Origin of the sequence: Helicobacter cetorum MIT 00-7128, from assembly GCF_000259255.1 — a bacterium.
GTDB lineage: Bacteria > Campylobacterota > Campylobacteria > Campylobacterales > Helicobacteraceae > Helicobacter > Helicobacter cetorum_B.
On the sequence record NC_017737.1, the window covers coordinates 1,070,435 to 1,094,852 of the forward strand.

Genomic DNA, 24,418 nt, shown 5'->3' on the forward strand with positions numbered 1-24,418 from the left:
TAATTCGTTTTAAAGATAGAATGCGTTAGAATTAGAGATTTAAATACATAAATACTAAGGAAGAATGATGAAATTAGCCCTAGCTAAAAATACAAGAAAGTCTGAACAAAAAAGTGTTGAATTAGAAGATTTGTATAAAAAATTTAGTGAAGATAAGCGCTCTATTTTTTATTTTGCTCCCTCAAACGCTCATAAAGATATGCTTAAGGTAGTAGATTTTTTCAAAGAAAAAGGACATATGGCATATTTAGATGAAATTAGAGTAAGCACTGATGAAAAAGACTTTCTTTATGAATTACACATTATTTAAAGGCTTGTGTTGAAAGTTTATATTGAAACCATGGGTTGTGCTATGAATTCTAGGGATAGTGAGCATTTATTAAGCGAGCTATCCAAACTAGACTATAAAGAAACTAATGACCCCAAAGTAGCGGATTTGATTTTAATCAATACTTGTAGTGTGCGTGAAAAACCAGAGCGAAAATTATTTTCAGAAATCGGTCAATTTGCTAAGATTAAAAAACCTAGTGCAAAAATTGGCGTTTGTGGATGCACAGCAAGCCATATGGGAGCAGATATACTCAAAAAAGCCCCAAGCGTGAGCTTTGTGTTAGGGGCTAGGAATGTGTCTAAAATCTCTCAAGTCATTCACAAAGAAAAAGCCGTTGAGGTGGCTATTGATTATGATGAAAGCGCGTATGCGTTTGAGTTTTTTGAGAAAAAGGCTGAAGTTAGGTCGTTATTAAACATCTCTATAGGCTGTGATAAAAAATGCACTTATTGTATTGTTCCGCACACTAGGGGTAAAGAGATTTCTATTCCTATGGATTTAATCTTAAAAGAAGCCGAGAAACTTGCTAGCAATGGCACTAAAGAGCTGATGCTTTTAGGACAGAATGTGAATAATTATGGCGTGCGTTTTAGTAGTGAGCATGCAAAAGTGAATTTTAGCGATTTGTTGGATAAATTAAGCGAAATTAAGGGCATTGAAAGAATAAGATTCACTTCGCCTCACCCCTTGCATATGAATGATGAATTTTTAGAGAGATTTGCGAATAATCCTAAGGTGTGTAAGAATATCCACATGCCCTTACAGAGTGGCTCTAGTGCAATACTAAAAGCCATGAAAAGGGGCTATAGCAAAGAGTGGTTTTTAAATAGGGTAGAGAAATTAAAATCCTTAGTGCCCCATGTGGGCATTAGCACTGATATTATTGTAGGCTTTCCTAATGAAAGTGATGAAGACTTTGAAGATACTATGGATGTGCTAGAAAAAGTGCGCTTTGACACGCTCTATAGCTTTATTTATTCGCCACGCCCCTTTACTGAAGCGGGAGCTTGGAAAGAAAGAGTGCCTTTAGAAGTTTCATCTTTAAGATTAGAGAAATTACAAAATAGGCACAAGGAAATTTTAGAAGAAAAAGCAAAACTTGAAGTGGGTAAAACGCATGTGGTATTGATAGAAAGCATGCGTGAAAAAGAGGGTAAAATTGTAGGTTTTGAAGGGCGTAGTGATACGGGAAAATTTATTGAAGTAACTTGTAAAGATGAAAAAAAATTAGGCGAGCTTGTAGAGGTTGAAATTGTCTCCAATGATGGGGGGCGTTTGCAAGCGCTTGTAAAGAATAAGGCTTAAGGGTAAGAATTGAGCTTAAAAATATTTAGGCGAAACTTAGTGTTAAAGATTGTGCCACGCTTGGCATGGGCGATTTTATGGCTATTGCATAAGACTTGCAAAAATCATTACTTTCTAGCTAATAGCTTGAGTGAAAAACAATTTATTGTGAGTTGTTGGCATGGCGAACTTGGCATGATTGGTTTTTCCTATTTGAAACTAAAAAAACCCCATATTTATGTCATTGCAAGCCAGCATTTTGATGGCTCTATTGCAGCAGGTTTGTTTGAAAGCTTTGGATTTAAGAACATTAGGGGTTCTAGCAAAAAAGGAGGGGTTAGAGTGTTAATAGAAGGGCTTAAGCATTTAAAAGAAGGCTATGATGTAGGTATCACTCCAGATGGTCCCAAAGGACCAAGACATAGCATAGCTGATGGCGTAGTAGCTTTAGCTCAAAAATCAGGTGTGGGGGTGAGTGTGTGTAGGGTAATTTGCAAAAATGCTTGGCAATTTAATACTTGGGATAAATTTGAAATTCCTAAGCCTTTTAGTGAAGTGCGCTACTATATGTTAGAGCCTGTTGTGATTCCTAGAGAATGGGAGCTTTCAAAGGCTAAAGAATATCTTAAAATGCGCATGGATAATTGTGAGCAAGAATTTTATCAAACTCAATCAATAAAAAGGGGATAGGGTGTTTAAACAGCTAGAGAAAGTGCTCAAAGAAAAGCTTTTTTCTCAAGTATATATTTCTGTTAATGCGGATAAAAATGATTTGTCTATCCAAGTTTTAAGGATTAAAAATTCTCAAGTTAAAGAGAAGTTTTACAAAACTTTTGAAACCAAGAATGGGGAAATTCCTGCTCAGGCTTTAAAAATGGTTAGAGCCTATGCTAAAAAGTATCCTTATACTTATTTTAGTGCGATGTCTAAGGCTAAAGAAGTTTTATGTGAAAAAAGCGTGTTTGAACAACTGAGATTAGAAAATCTTAAAGAAGACTACAAGGTTTGTGAGATTAATGAAAAATATTGTGTTTATATAGAGTCTAAAGATTTCTTAAAAGATGCCAAGCGTTTTAAAATACAAGGCATAGACTATTTGTTTTCGCCTTTTAGCATCATTTATCGTTTTGTGCGTGATAGCTTAGAAAGTAAGCCTTTGTTGTATTTGCTTATGGAGCGCTCTAGATTTTATTTCTTGATTGCAAATAATAAAGAGATTTTTTTAGCCAAATCAGTATTTTTGGAAGAACAACCCGAAAGTTTTTTACAAAGCGAACAAGATGAATCTATGGAAATGAAAAATGAAATGATAGAAATGTTTTTGAGTGAAATTCAAGATGATATTGATAATTTGGAGGAGGCCATCAATTTAGATGGAGTGCAAGAAAATAATACGCAAGGCAATGAAGAGGATGCGCAGAGCTTGATTGATAATTTGACTAATATTCCTATTATTGCAGATATTTTGCAAGAGAGCTTGAGAAATGTGTATAGTTCTAAAGATATAGATTTTGTAGAAAAAGTGGTGCTTTTAGATAGTTGTCAAATCCATCAAAAAGCCTTATCGCACTTAGAAGAGCATTTGATGATAGAAGTAACCAAACTTACTTTTTCTTTGGTTGGGCAGTTAAACATGCTTGCTCGTATAGAGAATGATGAACATGCATAATAGTTATATTCTTCCAAAACCTAAATATCTTGTCAGTAAGCTTTCTAAGATTTGGATTTTTTATCTTATATTGTCTTTTGGAGTTGTTTTTGGTCTAGTATGGTTTGTTAAGAATGCTACTAAGCATACCAATAGTAATGCCACTACCTTAGAGACTCAAGAGCTTATTTATCGTCATGAAATCAGTCGTTTGCAAGTTAAGACCACTCAAACATTGCAGTTGATTAAAGAAGCTAAAAAGCGTTTGGATTATAATGACAATGTTAAAGATATTTTGCAGGGACTTTTAAATATTGTGCCAGATTCTATTACGATTAGCTCAGTTGAAATGGGGCAACAAAATATTGTCATTAAGGGGAAAACCCCCTCTAAAGAGGCGTTTTATTTTTTATTTCAAAACAAGCTTAATTCTATGTTTGATTATTCTCAAGCAGAATTTTTCCCCCTAAGTGATGGGTGGTATAATTTTGTTTCTACAAGCTCTTCAAACACTGCTTTGATAAAAAATCCTTGAGGAAGTTGCATGGGTAAATTACATTTTTCTCATATTGATAGGGAGCAATCAGGCGATGTAGGCTTTATTATTAAAAACCTTATTTTTTTAGTGATTTTTGCATTGTTTGGGTGGCTTAATACGCACTATTTTCTATGGCCTAGCATGATGGGATTTAAGAGCATGCTTTTAGAGGAAAATCGTAAAAAAAGTCTCTTAGAATATACTCAAAGGCATTTTGAGGCTGATTTGAATAGCTATCGCACCCAAAAAGAGACAAGTTTGCTTTTATTGAAAGTTTTAGGCTATGAAGAGTCAAAAACAATTTTAGACAAAATCTCAAAGCTTTGTTTTGAAACCTATCAAATTCAGCTTGTTTCTGAAAAACAAGATTCTCTTAAGAAAGCGAGCTTTAATATCAATGCCAAGACAGATGAATTGAAAAAGGTCTATCGTTTTTTCACTTTACTAAACAAATACTTACCAAGCGCACAAAGCCAACTTCCTTTGAAAATTTCTAAAGATTCTATAAATTTAGCGGTGCAATTTGGTGTGAGTGTGCAATATAAATGAGAATAACCAAATTAAATGAGGATTTAGGTATTAATGGAAAGCTTTGATTTTAGTTTTGATAATAAGGCATGTGAGAATTGTGGGGCAAAATGCTGTGTGGGGGATAGCGGATATATTTTTGTAAGTGCGCAAGATATGCAAAAAATGAGTGTCTTTTTAGGATTAGAATTTGAAGAGTTTACAAAAAAATATGTAAAAAAGGTAGGCTACAAATATTCTTTGGTAGAAAAAGATGCTAAGGATTTGGGGTTAGCATGCGTATTTTTAGATTTAGAAACCAAGAGATGTCAAATTTATAGTGTGCGTCCTAAGCAATGCCAAACTTTTCCTTTTTGGGAGAGTGTGAAAAACTTTTCCAAAGAGCAAAAAGAGGCGTTTTGTCAAAGTTGTCCGGGAATCAAGTGTGCGCATTAAGAAATAGCAAACTAACTATGCTACAATAAACTAGTCATAAAAAAGGAAAAATAGATAATGAAAATTAAATTTAAAAAAAAGATTTTAGCCAGCTTGTTACTTATGCAAATGCCTTTTTATTTGAATGCTGATGCTCTTTCAGAAGATCATGAAATTTTATTGAGTTCTGATGCCTTTCATAGGGGGGATTTTGCCACCGCTCAAAAAGGCTATATGAGTCTTTATAAACGCACTAATAAGGTTGTTTATGCTAAAGAGGCTGCTATTTCAGCAGCAAGCTTAGGGGATATTAAGACTGCTATGCACTTAGCTATGCTATATGAAAAAATTACTAATAATCATAACGATGTTTCTATTAATAAGATTTTAGTTGATGGCTACGCTCAAATGGGGCAAATTGATAAGGCGATTGAATTATTAAAAAAGATTCGCAAAGAAGAAAAAACTATCAATACGGATAATGTTCTAGGGACTTTGTATTTAAGTCAAAAAAATATTGACAAGGCTTTCCCTTTGTTAAATAAATTTTATAATCAAGTGCATGATGAAGATAGCCTAGAAAAAATTATTACCATTTATTTCATACAAAATCGCAAAAAAGATGCCCTAGATTTATTGCAATCACATATTGATAAATATGGTTGTTCAGAGCAATTATGCCAAAAAGCTTTTAATACTTTCACACAATTTAATGAGCTTAATTTAGCCAAAACTACTTTTGCTCGTTTGTATGAAAAAAACCCTATTGTTCAAAATGCCCAGCTTTACATAGGAGTATTAATCTTATTAAAAGAGTTTGATAAGGCGCAACAAATTGCTGAGTTATTTCCTTTTGATAGGCGTTTATTGTTAGATTTATACACCGCACAAAAGAAATTTGCACTAGCCTCTAAGCAAGCAAGCTTGATTTATCAAGAGAAGAAAGACCCTAAATTTTTAGGATTAGAGGTAGTTTATCATTATGAAGCTTTGAGTATGAAAAATAAGAAAATCACCAAAGAAGAGATGATGCCTATGATTTCAAAATTGCAACAAGCTGTTTTAGAAAGAGAGCAATATTTAGCTAAAAATAAAGGGAAACAAGACTTGCAAGACGCATTTTTCTATAATTTTTTAGGGTATTCTTTAATTGACTATAGTTTAGATATTAAAAAGGGCATGGAATATGTTAAAAAAGCCTTAGCAATAGAGCCTAGCTCAGCATTATACTTGGATTCTTTAGCATGGGGATATTACAAGCTTAATAATTGCCAAGAGGCTCAAAAAATCTTTTCTCAAATCTCTAAAGAGCGCATTCAATCAGAGGCTGAGCTAAGAGAGCATAATAAGGCTATCCAAGCTTGTAAAAAACAATAATCCAATATAAGATGCAAAAAATACAAATTTTAGAAAATTTGAAAGAGAGCCTAGCTTTAAAGGAGAGCATGCTCTCTTATGAGATGTTGGGTAAAAGTTTGGCGTACAATCCTTATTTGCCACGAGCTTTGACTCAGGGGATTAAGGATTATATTTTTTTGACCTCTCATGAAATTTCACAAAAGCTTTTAAACACTCATATAGATGCAGAATGTATTATTGTTAATTTTAAAAAATTGTATGAAGTGGGTGTGCCAAATATGTTTGATTTGGAAGTCTTAGGGTTATTGCGCCGTCATGCAAGCTCGTTAATTATTCATAATGATTATTTTATTAGCCATTACCAACTTTTAGAATCCTTGATTCAAGGTTCTGATGGTGTTATTTTAGATGAAATGCTTTTAAAAGAAGACTTGAAAGACATGGTAGAATTTGCATTGCGTTTAGGGTTAAGCGTGTTAGTAGAAACCACAACTTCAAAAGCCTATAGTGATTTAAGGGCATTAGGGGTCTTAGCCGTGTTAGAAAAAGTTTCAAATTCTCAAAATGAAAAAAAAATAGTCTTTTTAGATTGAATTTTAAGCTAATTTTGAGTAAAAATGAAATTTCAAAAAGTTAAATATAAGGAGTTTTTGTATGTCTTTATTGGTGAGCGATGAATGTATTGCTTGTGATGCGTGTAGAGAGGAATGCCCTAGTGAAGCAATTGAAGAGGGTGATCCTATTTATAATATTGACCCAGATAGATGCACAGAGTGCTATGGGTATTATGATGAGCCAAGCTGTGTGAGTGTGTGTCCTGTAGATGCTATCCAACCAGACCCTAACAACACAGAAAGTGTGGAAGAATTAAAATATAAATATGAGAGTTTGCAAGAGCAAGACTAGGTTTTTATAATGGCAAAAATCACAACCGTGATTGACATAGGCTCTAATTCTGTGCGCCTAGCGGTGTTTAAGAAGACGAGTCAATTTGGATTTTATTTGCTTTTTGAGGCAAAGTCTAGGGTGCGCATTTCTGAAGGGTGCTATGCTTTTAATGGGGTTTTGCAAGAAATTCCTATGCAACGCACTATTAAGGCTTTGTGTGAATTTAAGCAGATTGCCTTGAAATATAAAAGCAAGAAGATTTTATGTGTAGCCACAAGCGCTGTGCGTGATGCGCCTAATGCAAGAGAGTTTGTAGCTAGAGTTAAAGAGGCTTGTGGCATACAAATTAAAGTCATTGATGGGCAAAAAGAGGCGTTTTATGGGGGGATTGCATGTGCGAACTTATTGCATAAAAATTCGGGCATTACCATAGATATTGGAGGGGGTAGCACGGAGTGTGCCTTGATAGAAAAAGGTAAGATTGTAGAGCTAGTTTCATTAGATATTGGCACCATACGCATTAAAGAATTGTTTTTGGATAAAGCATTGGATTTAAAGAAAGCAAGACAATTTATCCAGCAAGAGGCTTTAAAATTACCCTTTAAACATAAAAATGCTTTTGGGGTAGGTGGCACAATTAGAGCGCTTAGCAAAGTAATTATGAAACGCTCTGATTATCCTATAGAATCTTTGCATGGCTATGAAATGGAAGTAAAAAAGAATCTTGCTTTCATTGAAAAAATTGCCACTTTTAAAGAAGATAAATTGCGAGCCTTAGGGGTGAATGAAGAGCGCCTAGATAGCATTAGAAGTGGGGCATTGATTTTAGCAGTGATTTTAGAAATCTTAGGGACTTCTATGATTATTACAAGTGGTGTGGGGGTAAGAGAGGGGGTATTTTTAAGCGATATGTTGCGCCATCACCATCATAAATTCCCCCCCAATATTAATCCTTCTCTCATTTCTTTAAAAGATAGGTTTTTACCTCACGAAAAGCATAGTCTTGAAGTAAGGAAAGAATGCGCTAGATTGTTTGAAGTCTTGCGCCCCTTGCATAAAATCAGCGAAGAATATTTATTCCATTTAAAAATTGCTGGCGAGTTAGCTAGTATGGGGAAAATTTTAAACTTTTATGTGGCTCATAAGCATAGCGCTTATTTTATTTTAAACGCTTTAAACTATGGTTTTAGCCATAGGGATAGGGCTATTATTTGTCTTTTAGCACAATTTAGTCATAAAAAAATCCCCAAAGATAATTCAATCGCTCATATGAGTGAAATTATGCCAGATATTTTAACTTTGCAATGGTTGAGTTTTATTTTATCTTTAGCTGAGAGTTTGCGTATTGTCTCTAGTGAAAAACTACACTATAAGTTAGAAAAAAATAAGTTAATTATTCAGGTTAATGAAGAATTTTACTTGGCTAAAGAACAACTTTTTAAACTCATTAAACCCATTCCTTTTCAAATAGAGTTTATTTGAAAATTGCAATTGTGCGCCTTTCGGCATTAGGGGATATTATTGTGAGTGCGGTGTTCTTGTCCTATATAAAACAATATTTGCCAAACGCACAAATTGAATGGTTTGTAGATGAAAAATTTAGTGCGATTTTAGAGCATTCCCCTTATATTGATAAATTACACCCCATAGCTTTTAAAAAGACTTTAAAATCCCTTAATCCTTTTAAGATTTTCAAACTTTTTAAATCCTTGAAATCCCATGAATACGACTTAGTAATTGATATGCAGGGCTTAATAAAATCCGCTCTCATTGCCAAATTTTTAAAAGCCCCTAAAAAAGTCGGCTTTGATTATAATTCAGCAAAAGAAGGTTTGAGTGCGTTATTTTATTCACAAAAAGTAACCATAGCCTATAGCGAGCATATTTTAAAACGCAATTTCACGCTTATTTCTCAAGCTTTAAATTTGCCTAGAATAGAAATGTTAGAGAGTTTATTGACTAGGGCTAAAGTGTTTTCTTATCAAAATTCCCTTCAAATCAAGGAATTGAATGAGAGTAAGCCAAAAATCCTTTTTGTTTTAGAAACTTCCAAAATCAATAAAACTTATCCTTTAGGGCGCTTTAAAGAACTTGCTTTAATGTTAGAAAGTTTTCAAATTTGTTTGTTATGGCATGCTGATGAAAATAAAGCCACTATGCTCTATAACACTCTAAAAAATCAATGCGATATTTTATTACTTCCTAAACTCAGCTTAAACGAAGTCAAGGCATTGCTTGTTAGAGTGGATTTAATTATTGGAGGCGATACGGGTATCACACATTTAGCATGGGCTATGCAAAGACCTAGTATCACCCTTTATGGTAATACGCCTATGGAGCGTTTTAAATTAGAGAGCAAAGATAATATATCTTTAAGCTCTAACTCTAAGGCATCTTATGATAAGAATGATTTTTCTATTCAAGACATAGAACCTATAATAATTAAAGAAAAGGTAATTCAAATATTAAAGGACAAGCATGACTTATAAAGAGCGATTAATTTATGAAAAAATATTGAATAAAGAGGATAGAGGGTTAAAAACAGAATTACGCATTTTGAGTATTTTTGTGGTGGAATTTTTAGTTAATTCTTTAGGATTTATTTTGGCTAAAATGCCCCACTCTTGGTTTTTGGCATGTGTTAAGGGCTTGGCTAAACTTATGCGAACTTTTGATAAACGCCGTTATCATGACGCTAAGGCTAATTTGGATTTTGTCTTTAAAGACACTAAAAGTGAGGCAGAAAAAGAGGCCATCATTAAAAAGGGCTATGAAAATTTTGCTTTTATTATTTTAGAAACTATTAGAGTGATTTTTATTCCTAAACATGTATATGATTCTCGTTTTACGCTTATTAATGAAGAAAATGTGTGGAAATCTCTTCATAAAGAAGGTCAAGCAATCACTTTGTGCATGCATTTTGGGTATTGGGAAGCAGTAGGCACAACTTTAGCGCAATATTATGAGGGCTATGGGCGTGGGTGTTTAGGGCGCTTGACTAAGTTTGCACCTATAAATCATATGATTATGAGTAGGCGTGAGGCTTTTGGTGTGCAGTTTGTTAATAAGGTGGGGGCGATGAAAGAACTCATTAAAATGTATAATAAAGGCAATGGTTTAGTAGGGATTTTAGTGGATCAAAATATTTCGCATAAAGAGGGCGTTGTGATTAAATTCTTTAATGAAGACGCAACGCATACTACGATTGCCTCCATTCTATCACGCCGTTATAATATAGACATTCAGCCGGTATTCATTGATTTTAATGATGATTACTCGCATTACACAGCAACCTATTATCCTAGCATTCGCTCATCAATTACTGATAATGCTGAGCGAGACATCTTAGAATGCACGCAAGCGCAAGCGAGCTTGTGTGAAGAGGTGATTAGAAAGCACCCTGAAAGTTATTTTTGGTTTCATAGGCGTTTTAAAAACACTCACCCAGAAATTTATAGAGCTAAGAAGTAAGATTTTACACGCTTTTAAAATTAAGTTAGGGTGCTTTAAAAAGCCCCTAATATTATGGATAAAATTTAGAGGGTTAAAAAGAATTTTTTGCATAATGTCTTATAGAAAAATACAAAAATATTATTTGTTTAAATGAGTTTTAACTTCTCTATGAGAGATAAACGCATTCTATTAGAATATGACAAAATCTTTAAAATATCCTCTAATTTTAATAAGCACTAGATTTTCTAAAAAACCTATTTTTCCATAGGATAAATTTTATTATGACAAGGTTTTCTAACACGCTTAATGTTATAGTCTTTGCTAAACAAGTCTCGCACACTCTCATAATCTTTAGTTTCTATACCAATAAGACTTAAAAGCGTATGCAATAAATCATCACTCATAAAAGGCTTATGTAAAGAGTTATTAAATTTTTCTAAAATTTCAGGGTGCTTTTGTTTAAAAATTTCACTCACATAAATTAAAAAGGGGATTTCAACGCCCGCATTAGTGCAACCATGCGTATTTAAAGGGCTACTTTCAAAAATATCATCGCCATGGTCGCTTAAGTAAATTACAAGGCTATCTTCATTTTTAAACTGCTCTATTATAGAATGCAAAACATAATCATTATAATAAATGCTATTAATGTAATCTGCTACAATTTGCTTATCGCTATCATTTTTCACTAAAAGGGTTTTATTGTTGGCAAAATAGGGGGTATTATCAATATTGAAGTGAGTAAATTCTTTAGGAAAGCGGTTTTTGTATTCAAAATGATTGCCAATTAAATGAAATACAATGAAGTTTTTACTCTCTCTCTCTCTCTCTCTCTCTCTCTCGTTTTTGCGATATTCTTTGTATAGAGCTACTAGGTTTTCATCATAAGGCTTAGGATTTTGTATATAAGTATCAAAATGTTTAGCCACTTGATAGTAGCTATTGCCCCACATAATGCCATAGCCTTGAGAGGTAATCCAAGCGTTTTGATAATCAGTAAGCTTAAGAATATGGGCTAAATTTTTGTATAAATACCATGCTTTTTTGTTTAAATTATCTCTGTTAGCATAAGTTAAAAGCATAGAAAAGCTTTTATCGGTATAAAAAGCAGGGCTAATCACATCATCAAACACAAATAAAGAGCCTTGTTTTTTGAGAGTATCTAAATAGGGGGTTGTAGTAGCCTTATAGCCATAAACGCTCATAAAATTTCTATTCTCGCTCTCTCCAAAAATTAACACCACATTTTTTATGTTACTAGTATCTTTCACTATATAATCTTTAGAATAGTTTATATTTTCTAGGGCTTGAGAAGATTTAGCACTCTCTTTTAAGCTATTAGCACTTTGATTGAAATAAAACACACCCTTAGCTAAAGCAATATAACGCATAGTTCCTAAGGCACTTGTAACCCCCTCTTTGTAGCGTTTAGCTGTTTTAATGGCATGGGGGATTTCTATAATTAAAATCAAAGCACTTAATGCACTAGCGATTTTTAGGGGGATTTTTTGACTAGAGATTTTGCTAAATAATTTTAAAGAAAGGACAATAGCTAGAATAAATAATGCTATAAAATATAAGTGTGTATAAACATAGGTATGTAAAAATTCTAAGCTTTCTTTATAATGCGTGGTAATTAAGATATTACTTAAATCATTAGATAAGGGCAAATGAAAATAATAAGAGCCAAAAATATCTAGACAACTAAAAACAAGCCCTAAAATTAGCACAACAATTTTTAAGCTTTCATTTAAGATTTTATTCTTAATAAAACTTAATAAATAATAGAATATAAAAAGCCACATAAAGCTATAGAGAAAAGACTTAAATAACAATGTAAAAGTAATTTGAGAAGAAAAACTTGTTGCCACAATATTAAATAGGATAAATACAAAAAATTTAGCGTCTAAAATCATCAAAACTCCAAAGATTAAAATTTAAATCAATTAATATATCACAAACCTTTAAATCTTAAACTAAGGTTTAATAGATTAAAATCTAGATTTCTTATTTTTATATTTAGAAAAACCATTTTAATTTCTATGATTTAAGAGTAGCTTTATATTTTTGGAACAGCTTTTGCTTAACTTCTTGGAATAAATGATTTTATGATTAAAGGATAGTCATGCTTAGGTCTTTGTGGTCTGGAGTGAATGGAATGCAAGCGCACCAAATTGCTTTGGATATTGAAAGCAATAATATCGCTAATGTAAACACTACCGGTTTTAAATACTCTAGGGCTTCTTTTGTAGATATGCTCTCTCAAGTTAAGCTTATTGCTACCGCACCTTATAAAAATGGCTTAGCGGGACAAAATGATTTTTCCGTAGGGCTTGGTGTAGGCGTAGATGCGACCACAAAAATCTTTTCACAAGGTAATATCCAAAATACCGATGTTAAAACAGACTTAGCCATTGAGGGCGATGGGTTTTTTATTATTAGTCCTGATAGGGGTGTTACTCGCAATTTCACTAGAGATGGCGAATTTCTTTTTGACGCACAAGGGAGTTTAGTTACAACTGGAGGACTTGTAGTGCAAGGATGGGTTAGAAATGGCACTGATACTGGCACTAAGGGAAGTGATACTGATGCTTTAAAGGTAGATAACACCGGACCTTTAGAAAACATTAGAATTGACCCAGGCATGGTTATGCCAGCTCGCTCAACCAATCGCATTTCTATGCGTGCGAACTTAAATGCGGGCAGACATGCTGATGAAACGGCAACTATATTTGCCCTAGATTCTTCTACTAAAACCCCTTCAGATGGCATTAGCCCTGTGTATGATTCTAGCACTAACTTAACTCAAGTAGCAGAAGATATGGGTGCTTTATATAATGAAGATGGCGATGCTTTCTTATTGAATGAGAGTCAAGGGGTTTGGGTAAGTTATAAAAGCTCTACAATGACTAAAGATATTGTGCCTTCTGCAGATAATAACACCATTGAATTAAATGGCACTAAAATTTCTTTCACCAATGATTCAGCAATTAGTAGAACTTCAAGTCTAGTTGCCGCTCAAAATGCTATCAATGCTGTAAAGAGTCAAACCGGTATTGAGGCGTATTTAGATGGCAATCAACTCCGCTTAGAGAATAAAAACGAATTAGATGGCGATGAAAAGCTTAAAAACATTGTCGTTACTAAAGCAGGAACAGGTGCGTTTGCTAATTTTGCAGAAGGCGATAAAGATATTACAGCATTTAGATATAGCTATACGCATTCAGTGAGTCCTAATGCAAGTGGCGGTCAATTTAGAACTACTGATGAGTTGCGTGCCTTAATCCAACATGATGCTAATATTATTAAAGACCCCTCAATGGCTGATAACTATCAAGATTCAGCAGCCTCTGTTGGAGTTACTGTTAATCAGTTTGGTATGTTTGAAATCAATAATAGAGATAATGGCAACCCCACCAAAGAAAATCTTAATATTTTTGTTAGTGGCTATTCTTCTAAAACGGTAACCAACAATGTCTTGTTTAAAAATACTATGAAAGGGCTTAATACGGCTTCTTTAATTGAGGGTGGCGCTCCAGCAAGTAGCTCTAGAATGACGCATGCAACTCATGCTACAAGCATTGATATAGTAGATAGCTTAGGCTCTAAACACACTTTAAGGATTGAGTTTTATAGAAGTGGGGGGGCAGAATGGAATTTCAGAGCGATTGTGCCTGAGCCTGCTGAATTAGTAGGGGGTTCTGCAACTCGCCCTAATGTGTTTGAGGGTGGGCGTTTGCGTTTTAATAATGATGGCTCTTTAGCTGGTATGAATCCGCCTCTTTTACAATTTGACCCTAAAAATGGTGCTGATTCACCCCAACGCATTAACTTGGCTTTTGGTTCATCAGGAACTTTTGATGGCTTAACAAGTGTGGATAAGATTTCTGAAACTTATGCAATTGAGCAAAATGGCTATCAAGCGGGCGATTTAATGGATGTGCGCTTTGATTCTGATGGAGTGCTTTTAGGAGCATTTAGTAATGGTAGAACTTTAGCCTTAGCTCAAGTAGCACTAGCAAATTTTGCTAATGATGCAGGCTTGCAAGCTTTGGGGGGCAATGTCTTTTCACAAACCGGAAACTCAGGTCAAGCTCTTATTGGTGCAGCAAATACGGGACGCAGAGGTTCAGTCTCTGGCTCTAAATTAGAATCTAGTAATGTGGATTTAAGTAGAAGTTTAACGAATTTGATTGTGGTTCAAAGAGGCTTTCAAGCTAACTCTAAAGCAGTAACCACATCAGATCAAATTCTTAATACTCTATTAAATCTTAAGCAGTAAACTAAAAATTACCCTATTCACAATATAATAGGGGTTTGAATTTTTAGATATTAAGGTTTAGTATGCATGAATACTCGGTAGTTTCTTCACTCATTACGCTGTGTGAGGAGCATGCCAAAAAGAATCAAGCCCACAAAATTGAAAGAGTGGTTGTGGGAATTGGTGAGCGTAGTGGAATGGATAAGAGTTTATTTGTGAGTGCGTTTGAAACTTTTAGAGAAGAATCTCAAGTCTGTAAAGATGCTATTTTAGATGTGATAGACGAAAAGATTGAGCTAGAATGCAAAAGTTGTTCGCATGTTTTTAAACCTAACACTTTAGATTATGGGGTGTGCGAAAAGTGTCAAGGCAAGAATGTGCGCATCACTCAAGGCAATGAAATGCGCTTGTTGTCTTTAGAAATGCTGGGCGAATGATTGTATAATTGTAATGCATCAATCTAAATTGCAAGAAGAACTTGAATTAGAACTAAACGCTTACAAAAAAGAGATTGCAGATTCTAGGGAAACTCTAAAAAAAATTCGTCTTGAATTAGCACATACTCAAAAAGTTCTTCAAAAAAAGATGTCAGCTTTAGAGAATGTCAAACAAGAGCTTTATAAGGAAAAATGCCAACAAGAAACTTTGCGTTTAGATAAAAAGCTACCTTTGGAAATCAAAGATGATGAAATTGTCTTGCCTTGCGCACTTGAAGAAGTAGAGGTGTATAGCAAGGATAATACAATTACAACAGCTAAGCCCATAAAGCGATTATTTGGTGAAGAGCTTTATTTGCAATATCGTAGTTTGTTGCGTGAGAATAAGACATTAAAAAACCAACTATCCAAAAAGGATTTTGAAATCTCAGTGCTTAAAATTGAATTGCGAGATATGTTTCAAGAAGTCCAGCTTTATCAAGACCAAAATCTTTTAAAGGACGAATAATGCCAACTATTTTAGTGAGCGCCTTAGAAGTTAGCTCTAATGTGCATTTAGAAGAATTGCGCAAACTCTTGCCTAGCGATTATCATTTTATTGGAATATTTGAAGGCAAAGGCGCTCTCTATAGCCCCAAAGATTTTTCTATTATGGGTTTTAGAGATGTTATAGGGCGTTTAGGGTTTTTATTAAGAGCTAATAGAGAAATGGCTCAACTTGCTAAAAGTGCGGATATGGTGCTTTTAATGGATGCATCTTCATTTAATATTCCTTTGGCTAAGAAAATTAAAAAGAAAGACCCTAGTAAAAAAATCATGTATTATATCTTACCGCAAGTTTGGGCGTGGAAAAAATGGCGTGCTAAAATTATTGAAAAAACTTGTGATTTCTTGGGTGCGATTTTACCTTTTGAGACAAGTTATTATCAAAAGAAAGCTAGATATGTGGGACATCCTCTGTTAGATGAGATTAAATACCATAAAAAAGATATAAAAGGTAATGGCTTAGTGTTTATGCCGGGGAGCAGAAGAAGTGAAATTGCTAAAATATTTCCCTTATTTGTAGAAGTGGCTAAAATTTTAGAGCAAAATGAGGGGATAAAAAAGCGCACTCTTGTAGTGCCAACCTTTTTTAAAGGGCTAGATTTAAAAGCGCTCTATGGTAAGGGTATTGAGCTATTTGAAATATCTTATGAGGCACATAAAAGTTTGTATGAGGCTGAATTTGCTTTCATTTGTAGTGGGACAGCAACTTTAGAGGCTGCACTTATTGGAACGCCTTTTGTATTAGCCTATAGAGCTAAAAAAATAGATTTTTTAATTGCTAGAATGTTTGTGAATTTACACTACATAGGATTAGCTAATATTTTTTATAATGCCTTAAATGGTGAAAAAGCCGGACTAGGGGAAAGCAAATTACACCCTGAATTAATCCAACATTTTTTAAGCACAGAGAGTTTGTTAAAGGCTTATAAAGATATGGATAGAGAGAAATATTTTAAAGAAAGCATAAGGCTTAGGGAATATTTAGGCAAGGGGAGTGCTAAGAGTATTGCTAAAGAAATTGCTTTCATGCTAAATTAACCTAATTTTGATTATAATCCTTGTTTCATAGCTTAGGAGATTAAATGAATAAAGAACCTATGAGTATGCACGGATACAATAAGATTTGTGCAGAATTAAAGCAACTTAAAGAAGTAGAACGCCCTAATATTGTAAAAGAGATAGATATTGCTAGAGGGCATGGAGACTTGAAAGAAAATGCTGAATACCATGCAGCTAGGGAAAAGCAACGCTTTATTGAGGCAAGAATCCAAGATTTAAGCCAGATTTTAGCCGATGCGCAAGTGATTGACCCAAGCACCTTAGCGCACAATAAAGTGAGCTTTGGAAGCACGGTTAAAATTCTTAATTTAGATAACGATAAAGAGTTTTCTTATACAATCGTAGGGAGTGTGGAGAGCAATCCAACTAAAGGTTTAATTTCGTTTGGCTCACCTATTGCTAAAAGTTTGATAGGCAAAAGCAAGGGCGATGAAGTGAGCATCAAACTACCAAGTGGTGAAAGTGATTTTGAAATTTTAGATATTTGTTATAAAGAGATTTGTTTTGATGAAGATTAAAATACAAAAAATTCATTCTAATGCTATTATCCCTGAGTATCAGACAGAGGGTTCTTCAGGATTTGATTTGCATGCTGTAGAAGATATAATAATTAAATCTCATAGTGTGGGATTAGTTGCTACGGGGATATGCCTATCTTTGGAAGTTGGTTATGAATTGCAAGTGCGCTCTCGTAGTGGATTAGCTTTTAAAAATCAAGTAATGGTGCTTAATTCTCCCGGAACCGTAGATAATGATTATAGGGGTGAAATTAAAGTGATTTTAATGAATTTTGGCAATGAAGATTTTGTTATTAAAGCGGGCGATAGAATCGCTCAAGGCGTAGTTCAAAAAACTTATAGAGCTGAATTTATAGAATGTGAAAAATTAGATGAAACCAAGCGAGGTAGTGGGGGGTTTGGTAGCACAGGAGTGGGTAGAATATGAGTATCAAAAATGATTTAGAGCAAGTAAAAGAAGAATTTAGAAGTGATGAAAAGCTTTTAGAAGGGGCATTTAGAATTGAGAAGTTTTATAAACGCTATAAATGGTTTTTGCTCTTTATGGTTGTGGCAATCATTGCATATTTTGGGGATCAAAAATTACAATCTTATCAGCAAGAGCAAAAAAGCGAGCGCATCACACAAGTTTATAACGAAGTGTTGCAAAGCCCTAATAACACCGCCTTGCAAGAAAAATTGCAAGAAGTCGCCCCTGAACTTTATGATTTGTATCAATTTTCTAAGGCAAGCGAGCAAAATAATATTCAAATATTAAAAAAATTGTTGCACTCATCTAATGAAGTAGTGAAAACTCTTGCAACCTATACTTACGCATCGCTTTCTGAAGATAAAAATTTGCTTAAAAATAGCTCTGTGCTTAAGGAGTTAAGCACTTTGCAAGAAGTGGGATTGCTCTACAAGGATAATTCTAAGGATTCTATTGTGCAAGCTCATAAAATATTGGGGGCTATGCCTTTAAACTCTTCATTGTATGCCATGATTACCATTTTAAAGCATTATGGAATATTAGAAGAGAGGGTTAAAACACTTTTAAATCAAGAAAGTTCAAAGAGTTCTACCATTCAAGGAAAACACTAATTTTATGAATAGACAATTGTTAATCTTATTGGCGCTCATTCTTTTTACGGGTTGTAATACAAGGAAATACTTTAGACCGCCTAGCTACATGATTAAAGGTGAAGTGGGAATTTCTAGCCCTTTACAAGAGAGTATAAGGTCATCAAATCGTTATGGGGCGGTATTAAAAAATGGAGCTGTAATTGATGCTGATGGCATGACGCAGTTAAGAATTGGCAAAAACTTTAACTATGAAAGTAGCTTTTTAAATGAGAGTCAAGGTTTTTTTATCCTTGCTCAAGATTGTTTAAATAAAAAAGAGAGTAAGTCTAAAGCTAAAAAGACTAAAGAAACAGATATTAAACTCAAAGGCACTAAAGAAGAACTTAAAGATAGTGCATGCCATCAAATAGAACTTATTAGTAACAACCCTAATGCTAGTCAAAAATCTATTATGATACCTTTGGAAACTTTTGCTTTAAGTGCGAGCATTAAAGGAAATACCCTAGCAGTTGTTTTGGCAGATAATTCGGCAAATCTATATGATATTACTTCAAAAAAACTACTTTTTAGCGAGAAAGGCACATCAAGTGTAGCGGTTAATACCCTAATGGCTATGCCTGTTTTTATGGATACGGTAGTAGTTTTCCCTATGCTAGATGGGCGTTTATTGGTAGTAGATTATGTGCATGGAGACCCTACGCCTATTAGAAATATTGTTATTCATAGTGAAAAGTTTTTTAATAATGTAACTTATCTTATTGTAGATGGGGATAATATGATAGCCTCAACAGGTAAGCGAATCCTTTCTGTAGTCAGCGGAAGGGAATTTACTTATGAGGGGGATATTTTAGATTTGCTTTATAATAAGGGTCGTTTATATGTGCTAACTTTAGATGGGCAAATTTTGCAAATGGATAGAACCCTAAGAGAGTTAAATAGTGTTAAATTGCCTTTTGCGTCATTAAGCACGATTGTTTTAAAAAATAATAAATTATATTCTTTAGAAAAGCGTGGTTATGTAGTTGAAATAGATTTAGACCACTATGATGTGTATAAGATTTATAAGATAGTGCCTACAAAGCGCTTGAATAAAGGGGTTTTTTATGATAAAAGTCGTGTATATTATGACCGCAACTATTTAGATTACAATGATTTTAAGCCTAAAATTTATCCAACTAGACCTATGCCTATACCCAAACCAACAAAGCATAAAGTAAAGCATGCTCACAAAGAATGATTGATGATACTATGTGATATAGGCAATACTTATGTGCATTTTGCACAAGGCTATCATTTATTTTCAAGTTCTAAAGAGAACTTAAAACATCTAAAACTTCAAGATGAAATTTTTTACATTAGTGTGAATGCTGAGGGAGAAAAAGCCCTTTTAAAAACTTATCCTAAGGCAAAAAATCTCGCTCAATATTTTTCTTTAGAAACGGATTACATAGGACTTGGAATAGACAGACAGATGGCGTGTTTGGCTGTGAGTAATGGGGTTGTAGTGGATGCTGGAAGTGCGATTACCATTGATATGATGAAAGATAGCAAGCACTTAGGGGGGTGTATTTTACCCGGTTTAGCGCAATATATTCATGCCTACAAAGCAAGTGCGAGTGTTTTAGAACAACCTTTTAAAGCTTTGGCTACACTAGAGACTTTACCTAACAACACAAAAGATGCTGTGAGTTATGGCATTATTTCTAGCATAATAGCTTGTATTCAAAATTTAGCGCAAAATCAAAAAATCTATCTTTGTGGGGGCGATGCAAAGTTTTTGAGTGCTTTTTTACCTCATTCAATTTGCAATGAACGCTTAGTTTTTGATGGCATGCAAATCGCTCTTAAGAAAATAGGGCTTTTATGACAAATCCGCTAGAGCATTTAAGTTTCTTGGGCATGTTTTTAGCAGCATTAAGCATGTCTATAGGGCATTGTGTAGGCATGTGTGGGGGAATTGTGAGTGCGTTTAGTCAAATGAGATTTTCTAAAGTTGCAAGCTTTTCTTATCAATTCACTTGCCATGCTCTCTATAATCTAGGAAGAATTAGCACTTACATGTTTCTAGGGGCTATTTTTGCAGGCTTAGGGAATGTGTTGAGTGTGAGCATGTTTTTTAAAGGTGTTTTATTTATAAGCATGGGGGCATTCTTAATTCTTTTAGCACTATTTGGGGCAAAAATAGAAAAATTAAGCTTTCAAATTCCTTTTATTTCTATTTTGATAAAAAAGACCTTGCATTCAAAAAGCGTGTTAGCCTTGTATCTCTTAGGCGTGTTGAATGGTTTTCTTCCTTGTATGATGGTGTATTCGTTTTTAGCGAGTGCAACTCTTAGTCATAGCGTGTTTATGGGGGCTATGCTAGGTCTTTCTTTTGGGCTTGGCACTAGCATGCCCTTATTTTTAATGGGAATGATTTTAAGCAGAATTTCTATTTCATACAGAAAATTTTTTAATCTTTTATCTAAATTCTTAATGGGTGTTTTTGGACTTTATGTTCTTTATATGGGGGTTATGCTTATCAATCACAAAATGCCTCATTCTAATCACAATCAATCCAATCATTCTAGCGAGACTTACCAACATGCGCACCACTAATAAGGCTCTTTTTTTAGATAGAGATGGCATTATCAATATTGATAAGGGCTATGTGTATAAAAAAGAAGATTTTGAATTTCAAAAGGGTATCTTTGAATTATTAAGCCATGCTAAAGATTTAGGTTATAAACTTCTTTTAATCACCAATCAATCTGGCATTAATCGTGGCTATTATACGCTCAAAGATTTTGAAAAACTTACAGAGTATCTCCAAGAAAATTTATTAAAAAATTTAGGTTTTTCTTTAGATGGCATTTATTTTTGCCCACATACACCACAAGAAAATTGTCCTTGCAGAAAACCAAAACCTTATTTAATTTTACAAGCCACTAAAGAACATTACATCAATTTGGAACAATCTTTTATGATAGGCGATAAAGAAAGTGATGTTATGGCAGGTTTGAACGCAAAAGTTAAAAATAATATTTTACTTACAACAAAGACTATAGAATCAAACAATACTTATAAAGTATGTCATAATCTCAATGAAGTGATTCAATTTATTCAATAAGGAATTAATATGCGCTATATTGATAGTGAACTAGAAAATAAAACCATTTTAATTACCGGTGGAGCGGGCTTTATAGGCAGTAATTTAGCCTTTTATTTTCAAAATAACCACCCTAAAGCTAAAGTAGTTGTTTTAGATAAATTTCGTAACAACACACTTTTAAGCAATCATCGCCCAAGCTCTTTGGGGCATTTTAAGAATTTAATCGGCTTTAAGGGCGAAATTATCACAGCAGATATTAACAACCCCCTAGATTTAAGGCGTTTAGAAAATTTGCATTTTGATTATTTGTTTCATCAAGCGGCTATTTCTGACACTACAGTGCTAGACCAAGAATTAGTGATGAAAACAAATTATCAAGCTTTTTTAAGGCTTTTAGAAATTGCTAATAGAAAAAAGGCTAAAGTCATTTATGCGTCTTCAGCAGGCACTTATGGCAACACCAAAGCCCCAAATAGAGTAGGGTTTGGTGAAAATCCGGAGAATGTCTATGGGTTTTCCAAGCTTTGCATGGACGAATATATCCGCTCTAATCAAAATGACAACATTCAAATAGGCTTACGCTACTTTAATGTCTATGGAACTAGGGAATTTTATAAAGAAAAAACGGCTTCTATGGTTTTACAATTAGCCTTGCAAGCAATGGAGTTTAAAGAAGTCAAGCTTTTTGAATTTGGCGAGCAATTAAGGGACTTTGTCTATATTGAAGATGTCATTCAAGCGAATGTAAAAGCGATGAAAGCCCAAAAAAGTGGGGTTTATAATGTGGGCTATTCAGAAGCAAGAAGTTATAATGATATTGTAAAAATTTTAAAAGAGCGTTTGGGGGACTTTAAAGTTACTTATATTAAAAATCCTTATAGCTTTTTCCAAGAGCATACGCAAGCTAGTATTGAACCTACTTCACTAGATTTGGGCTATACCCCACTATATGATTTAGAATCTGGTATTGAAGATTATTTGCCTCATATTCATGCCTTTTTTAAAGAGCAACACGCATGAAACAAATTCTAGTCATAGGGGATTTAATCGCAGATTATTATTTGTGGGGGAAGAGTGAACGCCTTTCGCCTGAAGCCCCTGTGCCCATTTTGGAAGTCAAAAAAGAGAGCAAGAATTTAGGTGGAGCGGCTAATGTGGCTAACAATCTTATTTCTTTAGGAGCAAAAGTTTTTTTATGTGGGGTAGTAGGAGATGATTTGGAAGGTAAGCATTTTCTTAATGCTCTAAGAGTAAGAAATATTGAGACTACAGGTGTTTTAACCGATAGCACTCGTTGCACGACGCTAAAAACTCGCATTATCGCACAAAATCAGCAAATTGTGCGTGTGGATAAGGAAAATAAGGAACCCCTAAATGCTACTTTAAAAAAACGCCTTTTAGACTTTATCACAGAAAAAATCAAAGAAATTGATGGCATTATCCTTTCAGATTATAATAAGGGCGTGCTAGATTTTGAGCTAACTCAAGAAATTATTGCTCTAGGTAACAAGCACCATAAACTTATTTTATGCGACCCTAAGGGAAAGGATTATAGTAAATATTCTTATGCGAGTTTGATTACGCCTAATCGTGCTGAGTTGGAGCAAGCTCTTCATTTGAATTTGGATAGCCATACGAATTTATCAAAAGCTCTTAAAATCTTAGCAGAAACTTACCACATTGCTATTCCTTTGGTAACTTTAAGCGAACAAGGCATCGCTTTTTTAGAAAAAGACACGCTTATTAATTGCCCCACGATTGCTAAGGAAGTTTATGATGTAACGGGGGCGGGTGATACAGTGATTGCATCTTTAATGCTCTCTTTATTAGAGACAAAGAATATTAAAGAAGCTTGTGAGTTTGCCAATGCTGCTGCGGCTGTAGTGGTAGGTAAAGTGGGGAGTGCATTAGCAAGTTTAGAAGAAGTTGCTTTAATTTTAAATCAAACCCACCCTAAAATCATCTCTTTAGAAAAGCTTTTAAAAATTTTAGAACACACCAAGCAAAAAATTGTTTTCACCAATGGCTGTTTTGATATTCTTCATAAAGGGCATGCGAGTTATTTGCAAAAAGCCAAAGCTTTAGGGGATATTCTCATTGTAGGGCTGAATAGTGATAATTCTATAAAAAATCTCAAGGGAGATCATCGCCCTATAGTTTGTGAGACAGATAGGGCATTTCTTTTAGCTAGCCTATCATGTGTGGATTATATCGTGGTGTTTGAAAAAGACACGCCAAAAGATTTGATAAAAGCCATAAAGCCTGATATTTTAGTTAAGGGAGCGGATTATCTCAATAAAGAAGTAGTAGGGAGTGAATTTGCCAAAGAAGTGCGTTTGATTGAGTTTGAAGAAGGGCGTTCTACAAGCAAAATTATAGAAAAAATTACAAGGACATACAATGATTAATCTAATAGAGCAAGAATTTTTAGCCCATAAAGAAGCGTTAGAAAAAAGCTTACAAAGTTTGCAAGTAACTTTAACTCAAAGTGTGCATCTTTTGATAGAAACCTTAGAAAATCAAGGGAAAATCCTTATTTGTGGTAATGGGGGGAGTGCGAGTGATGCGCAACATTTTGCTGCAGAATTAACAGGGCGTTACAAATTAGAGAGAAAGGGTCTAAGTGCCATAAGCCTTAATACGGATACTTCAGCACTCACCGCCATTGCGAATGATTATGGCTACGAAGAAGTGTTTTCTAGACAATTAGAAGCAATAGGAGTGCAAAAAGATGTTTTAATAGGGATTTCTACGAGCGGAAATTCCAAAAATATCTTAAAGGCTTATGAAAAAGCAAAAGATTTAGGGGTTAGAACTCTTAGTTTAGTGGGGCGTGATGGTGGGCAGATGAAAGCTTTGAGTGATATAACCCTTATTGTTCCTAGCAATGATACACCAAGAATCCAAGAAATCCATATTCTTATCATTCACATTTTGTGCGATTGTATTGAAAGGCATTTTGCAAATAAGAATTAAATTTTTTTATTTTATTATGATTTTA

Annotated in this window: 27 protein-coding genes and 1 pseudogene; 27 read left to right on the forward strand and 1 reads right to left on the reverse strand. The window is 34.1% G+C overall.

All coding sequences use genetic code 11. The annotated features are described in order from the left end of the window. The first annotated feature begins 67 nt into the window (after positions 1-67). The 13 genes from HCW_RS04970 (at position 68) to HCW_RS05030 (ending at position 10,461) form a co-directional block, all read left to right on the forward strand. Positions 68-310, forward strand: coding sequence for an HP0268 family nuclease (locus HCW_RS04970; RefSeq protein WP_014661130.1), 243 nt, complete (start codon positions 68-70; stop codon positions 308-310). A gap of 9 nt (positions 311-319) precedes the next feature. Beyond that, positions 320-1,636: a tRNA (N6-isopentenyl adenosine(37)-C2)-methylthiotransferase MiaB gene (miaB, locus tag HCW_RS04975; protein ID WP_014661131.1), complete on the forward strand. Its 1,317-nt coding sequence runs from the start codon at positions 320-322 to the stop codon at positions 1,634-1,636. Between the two features lie 9 nt (positions 1,637-1,645). Continuing rightward, a complete protein-coding gene (locus HCW_RS04980) occupies positions 1,646-2,305 on the forward strand; it encodes a lysophospholipid acyltransferase family protein (protein ID WP_043902633.1) in 660 nt (219 codons plus the stop codon). 1 nt (position 2,306) lies between these two features. Continuing rightward, positions 2,307-3,284: a hypothetical protein gene (locus HCW_RS04985; protein WP_014661133.1), complete on the forward strand. Its 978-nt coding sequence runs from the start codon at positions 2,307-2,309 to the stop codon at positions 3,282-3,284. After that, positions 3,277-3,798 (forward strand): membrane protein, encoded by a 522-nt coding sequence (locus tag HCW_RS04990; RefSeq protein ID WP_014661134.1) that lies wholly within the window; start codon positions 3,277-3,279, stop codon positions 3,796-3,798. The genes HCW_RS04985 and HCW_RS04990 overlap by 8 nt, the downstream gene beginning before the upstream one ends. A 9-nt stretch (positions 3,799-3,807) precedes the next feature. Further along, positions 3,808-4,350 (forward strand): hypothetical protein, encoded by a 543-nt coding sequence (locus HCW_RS04995; RefSeq protein WP_014661135.1) that lies wholly within the window; start codon positions 3,808-3,810, stop codon positions 4,348-4,350. Positions 4,351-4,383: 33 nt separating this feature from the next. Beyond that, the gene (locus tag HCW_RS05000; protein WP_014661136.1) at positions 4,384-4,764 is read left to right on the forward strand and encodes a YkgJ family cysteine cluster protein; all 381 of its coding nucleotides are present in this window, start codon (positions 4,384-4,386) and stop codon (positions 4,762-4,764) included. A 57-nt stretch (positions 4,765-4,821) separates the two neighbouring features. Further along, positions 4,822-6,120, forward strand: a complete 1,299-nt coding sequence (locus HCW_RS05005) for a tetratricopeptide repeat protein (RefSeq protein WP_014661137.1) — start codon at positions 4,822-4,824, stop codon at positions 6,118-6,120. Between the two features lie 11 nt (positions 6,121-6,131). Continuing rightward, the gene (locus tag HCW_RS05010) at positions 6,132-6,695 is read left to right on the forward strand and encodes a hypothetical protein (protein WP_014661138.1); all 564 of its coding nucleotides are present in this window, start codon (positions 6,132-6,134) and stop codon (positions 6,693-6,695) included. A 61-nt stretch (positions 6,696-6,756) separates the two neighbouring features. Then, positions 6,757-7,008: a YfhL family 4Fe-4S dicluster ferredoxin gene (locus tag HCW_RS05015; protein ID WP_014661139.1), complete on the forward strand. Its 252-nt coding sequence runs from the start codon at positions 6,757-6,759 to the stop codon at positions 7,006-7,008. 9 nt (positions 7,009-7,017) lie between these two features. Further along, positions 7,018-8,472, forward strand: a complete 1,455-nt coding sequence (locus HCW_RS05020; RefSeq protein WP_014661140.1) for a Ppx/GppA phosphatase family protein — start codon at positions 7,018-7,020, stop codon at positions 8,470-8,472. Next, positions 8,469-9,479, forward strand: a complete 1,011-nt coding sequence (waaC, locus tag HCW_RS05025) for a lipopolysaccharide heptosyltransferase I (protein WP_014661141.1) — start codon at positions 8,469-8,471, stop codon at positions 9,477-9,479. The genes HCW_RS05020 and waaC overlap by 4 nt, the downstream gene beginning before the upstream one ends. Continuing rightward, positions 9,469-10,461: a lipid A biosynthesis lauroyl acyltransferase gene (locus HCW_RS05030; RefSeq protein ID WP_014661142.1), complete on the forward strand. Its 993-nt coding sequence runs from the start codon at positions 9,469-9,471 to the stop codon at positions 10,459-10,461. The genes waaC and HCW_RS05030 overlap by 11 nt, the downstream gene beginning before the upstream one ends. 236 nt (positions 10,462-10,697) lie before the next feature. On the opposite strand, the gene HCW_RS05035 is transcribed toward HCW_RS05030, so the two are convergent. Continuing rightward, entirely contained in the window at positions 10,698-12,359 is a 1,662-nt protein-coding gene (locus HCW_RS05035; RefSeq protein ID WP_014661143.1) for a phosphoethanolamine transferase, read from the reverse strand. Positions 12,360-12,568: 209 nt separating this feature from the next. Between HCW_RS05035 and flgE the strand changes: the two genes are divergently transcribed. The 14 genes and pseudogenes from flgE to gmhA all read left to right on the forward strand — a co-directional run bounded on the left by flgE (position 12,569) and on the right by gmhA (position 24,393). Beyond that, entirely contained in the window at positions 12,569-14,725 is a 2,157-nt protein-coding gene (gene flgE / locus HCW_RS05040) for a flagellar hook protein FlgE (RefSeq protein WP_014661144.1), read from the forward strand. A 62-nt stretch (positions 14,726-14,787) separates the two neighbouring features. Then, the gene (gene hypA, locus HCW_RS05045) at positions 14,788-15,141 is read left to right on the forward strand and encodes a hydrogenase/urease nickel incorporation protein HypA (RefSeq protein WP_014661145.1); all 354 of its coding nucleotides are present in this window, start codon (positions 14,788-14,790) and stop codon (positions 15,139-15,141) included. Positions 15,142-15,154: 13 nt separating this feature from the next. Further along, complete coding sequence (gene mua, locus HCW_RS05050; protein WP_014661146.1) at positions 15,155-15,649, forward strand: nickel-binding protein Mua; 495 nt, start codon at positions 15,155-15,157, stop codon at positions 15,647-15,649. Next, positions 15,649-16,725, forward strand: a complete 1,077-nt coding sequence (gene lpxB / locus HCW_RS05055) for a lipid-A-disaccharide synthase (protein WP_014661147.1) — start codon at positions 15,649-15,651, stop codon at positions 16,723-16,725. Before mua ends, lpxB begins: the two co-directional genes overlap by 1 nt. 44 nt (positions 16,726-16,769) lie before the next feature. Beyond that, on the forward strand, positions 16,770-17,264 hold the full coding sequence (gene greA / locus HCW_RS05060) for a transcription elongation factor GreA (protein WP_014661148.1): 495 nt from the start codon (positions 16,770-16,772) through the stop codon (positions 17,262-17,264). Continuing rightward, positions 17,254-17,691: a dUTP diphosphatase gene (dut, locus tag HCW_RS05065; protein WP_014661149.1), complete on the forward strand. Its 438-nt coding sequence runs from the start codon at positions 17,254-17,256 to the stop codon at positions 17,689-17,691. Before greA ends, dut begins: the two co-directional genes overlap by 11 nt. Continuing rightward, entirely contained in the window at positions 17,688-18,344 is a 657-nt protein-coding gene (locus tag HCW_RS05070) for a hypothetical protein (RefSeq protein WP_014661150.1), read from the forward strand. Before dut ends, HCW_RS05070 begins: the two co-directional genes overlap by 4 nt. A 4-nt stretch (positions 18,345-18,348) precedes the next feature. Next, a pseudogene (locus tag HCW_RS05075) lies at positions 18,349-19,500 on the forward strand (hypothetical protein); the annotation flags it as partial. A 66-nt stretch (positions 19,501-19,566) separates the two neighbouring features. Further along, positions 19,567-20,193: a type III pantothenate kinase gene (locus HCW_RS05080; protein WP_014661152.1), complete on the forward strand. Its 627-nt coding sequence runs from the start codon at positions 19,567-19,569 to the stop codon at positions 20,191-20,193. Next, positions 20,190-20,924, forward strand: a complete 735-nt coding sequence (locus tag HCW_RS05085) for a sulfite exporter TauE/SafE family protein (RefSeq protein ID WP_014661153.1) — start codon at positions 20,190-20,192, stop codon at positions 20,922-20,924. The genes HCW_RS05080 and HCW_RS05085 overlap by 4 nt, the downstream gene beginning before the upstream one ends. After that, on the forward strand, positions 20,911-21,435 hold the full coding sequence (gmhB, locus tag HCW_RS05090; protein WP_014661154.1) for a D-glycero-beta-D-manno-heptose 1,7-bisphosphate 7-phosphatase: 525 nt from the start codon (positions 20,911-20,913) through the stop codon (positions 21,433-21,435). Before HCW_RS05085 ends, gmhB begins: the two co-directional genes overlap by 14 nt. Before the next feature lie 9 nt (positions 21,436-21,444). Next, on the forward strand, positions 21,445-22,437 hold the full coding sequence (gene rfaD, locus HCW_RS05095; protein WP_014661155.1) for an ADP-glyceromanno-heptose 6-epimerase: 993 nt from the start codon (positions 21,445-21,447) through the stop codon (positions 22,435-22,437). Next, positions 22,434-23,825: a D-glycero-beta-D-manno-heptose-7-phosphate kinase gene (gene rfaE1 / locus HCW_RS05100; protein ID WP_014661156.1), complete on the forward strand. Its 1,392-nt coding sequence runs from the start codon at positions 22,434-22,436 to the stop codon at positions 23,823-23,825. The genes rfaD and rfaE1 overlap by 4 nt, the downstream gene beginning before the upstream one ends. After that, on the forward strand, positions 23,818-24,393 hold the full coding sequence (gene gmhA / locus HCW_RS05105) for a D-sedoheptulose 7-phosphate isomerase (protein WP_014661157.1): 576 nt from the start codon (positions 23,818-23,820) through the stop codon (positions 24,391-24,393). Before rfaE1 ends, gmhA begins: the two co-directional genes overlap by 8 nt. Positions 24,394-24,418 lie beyond the last annotated feature (25 nt).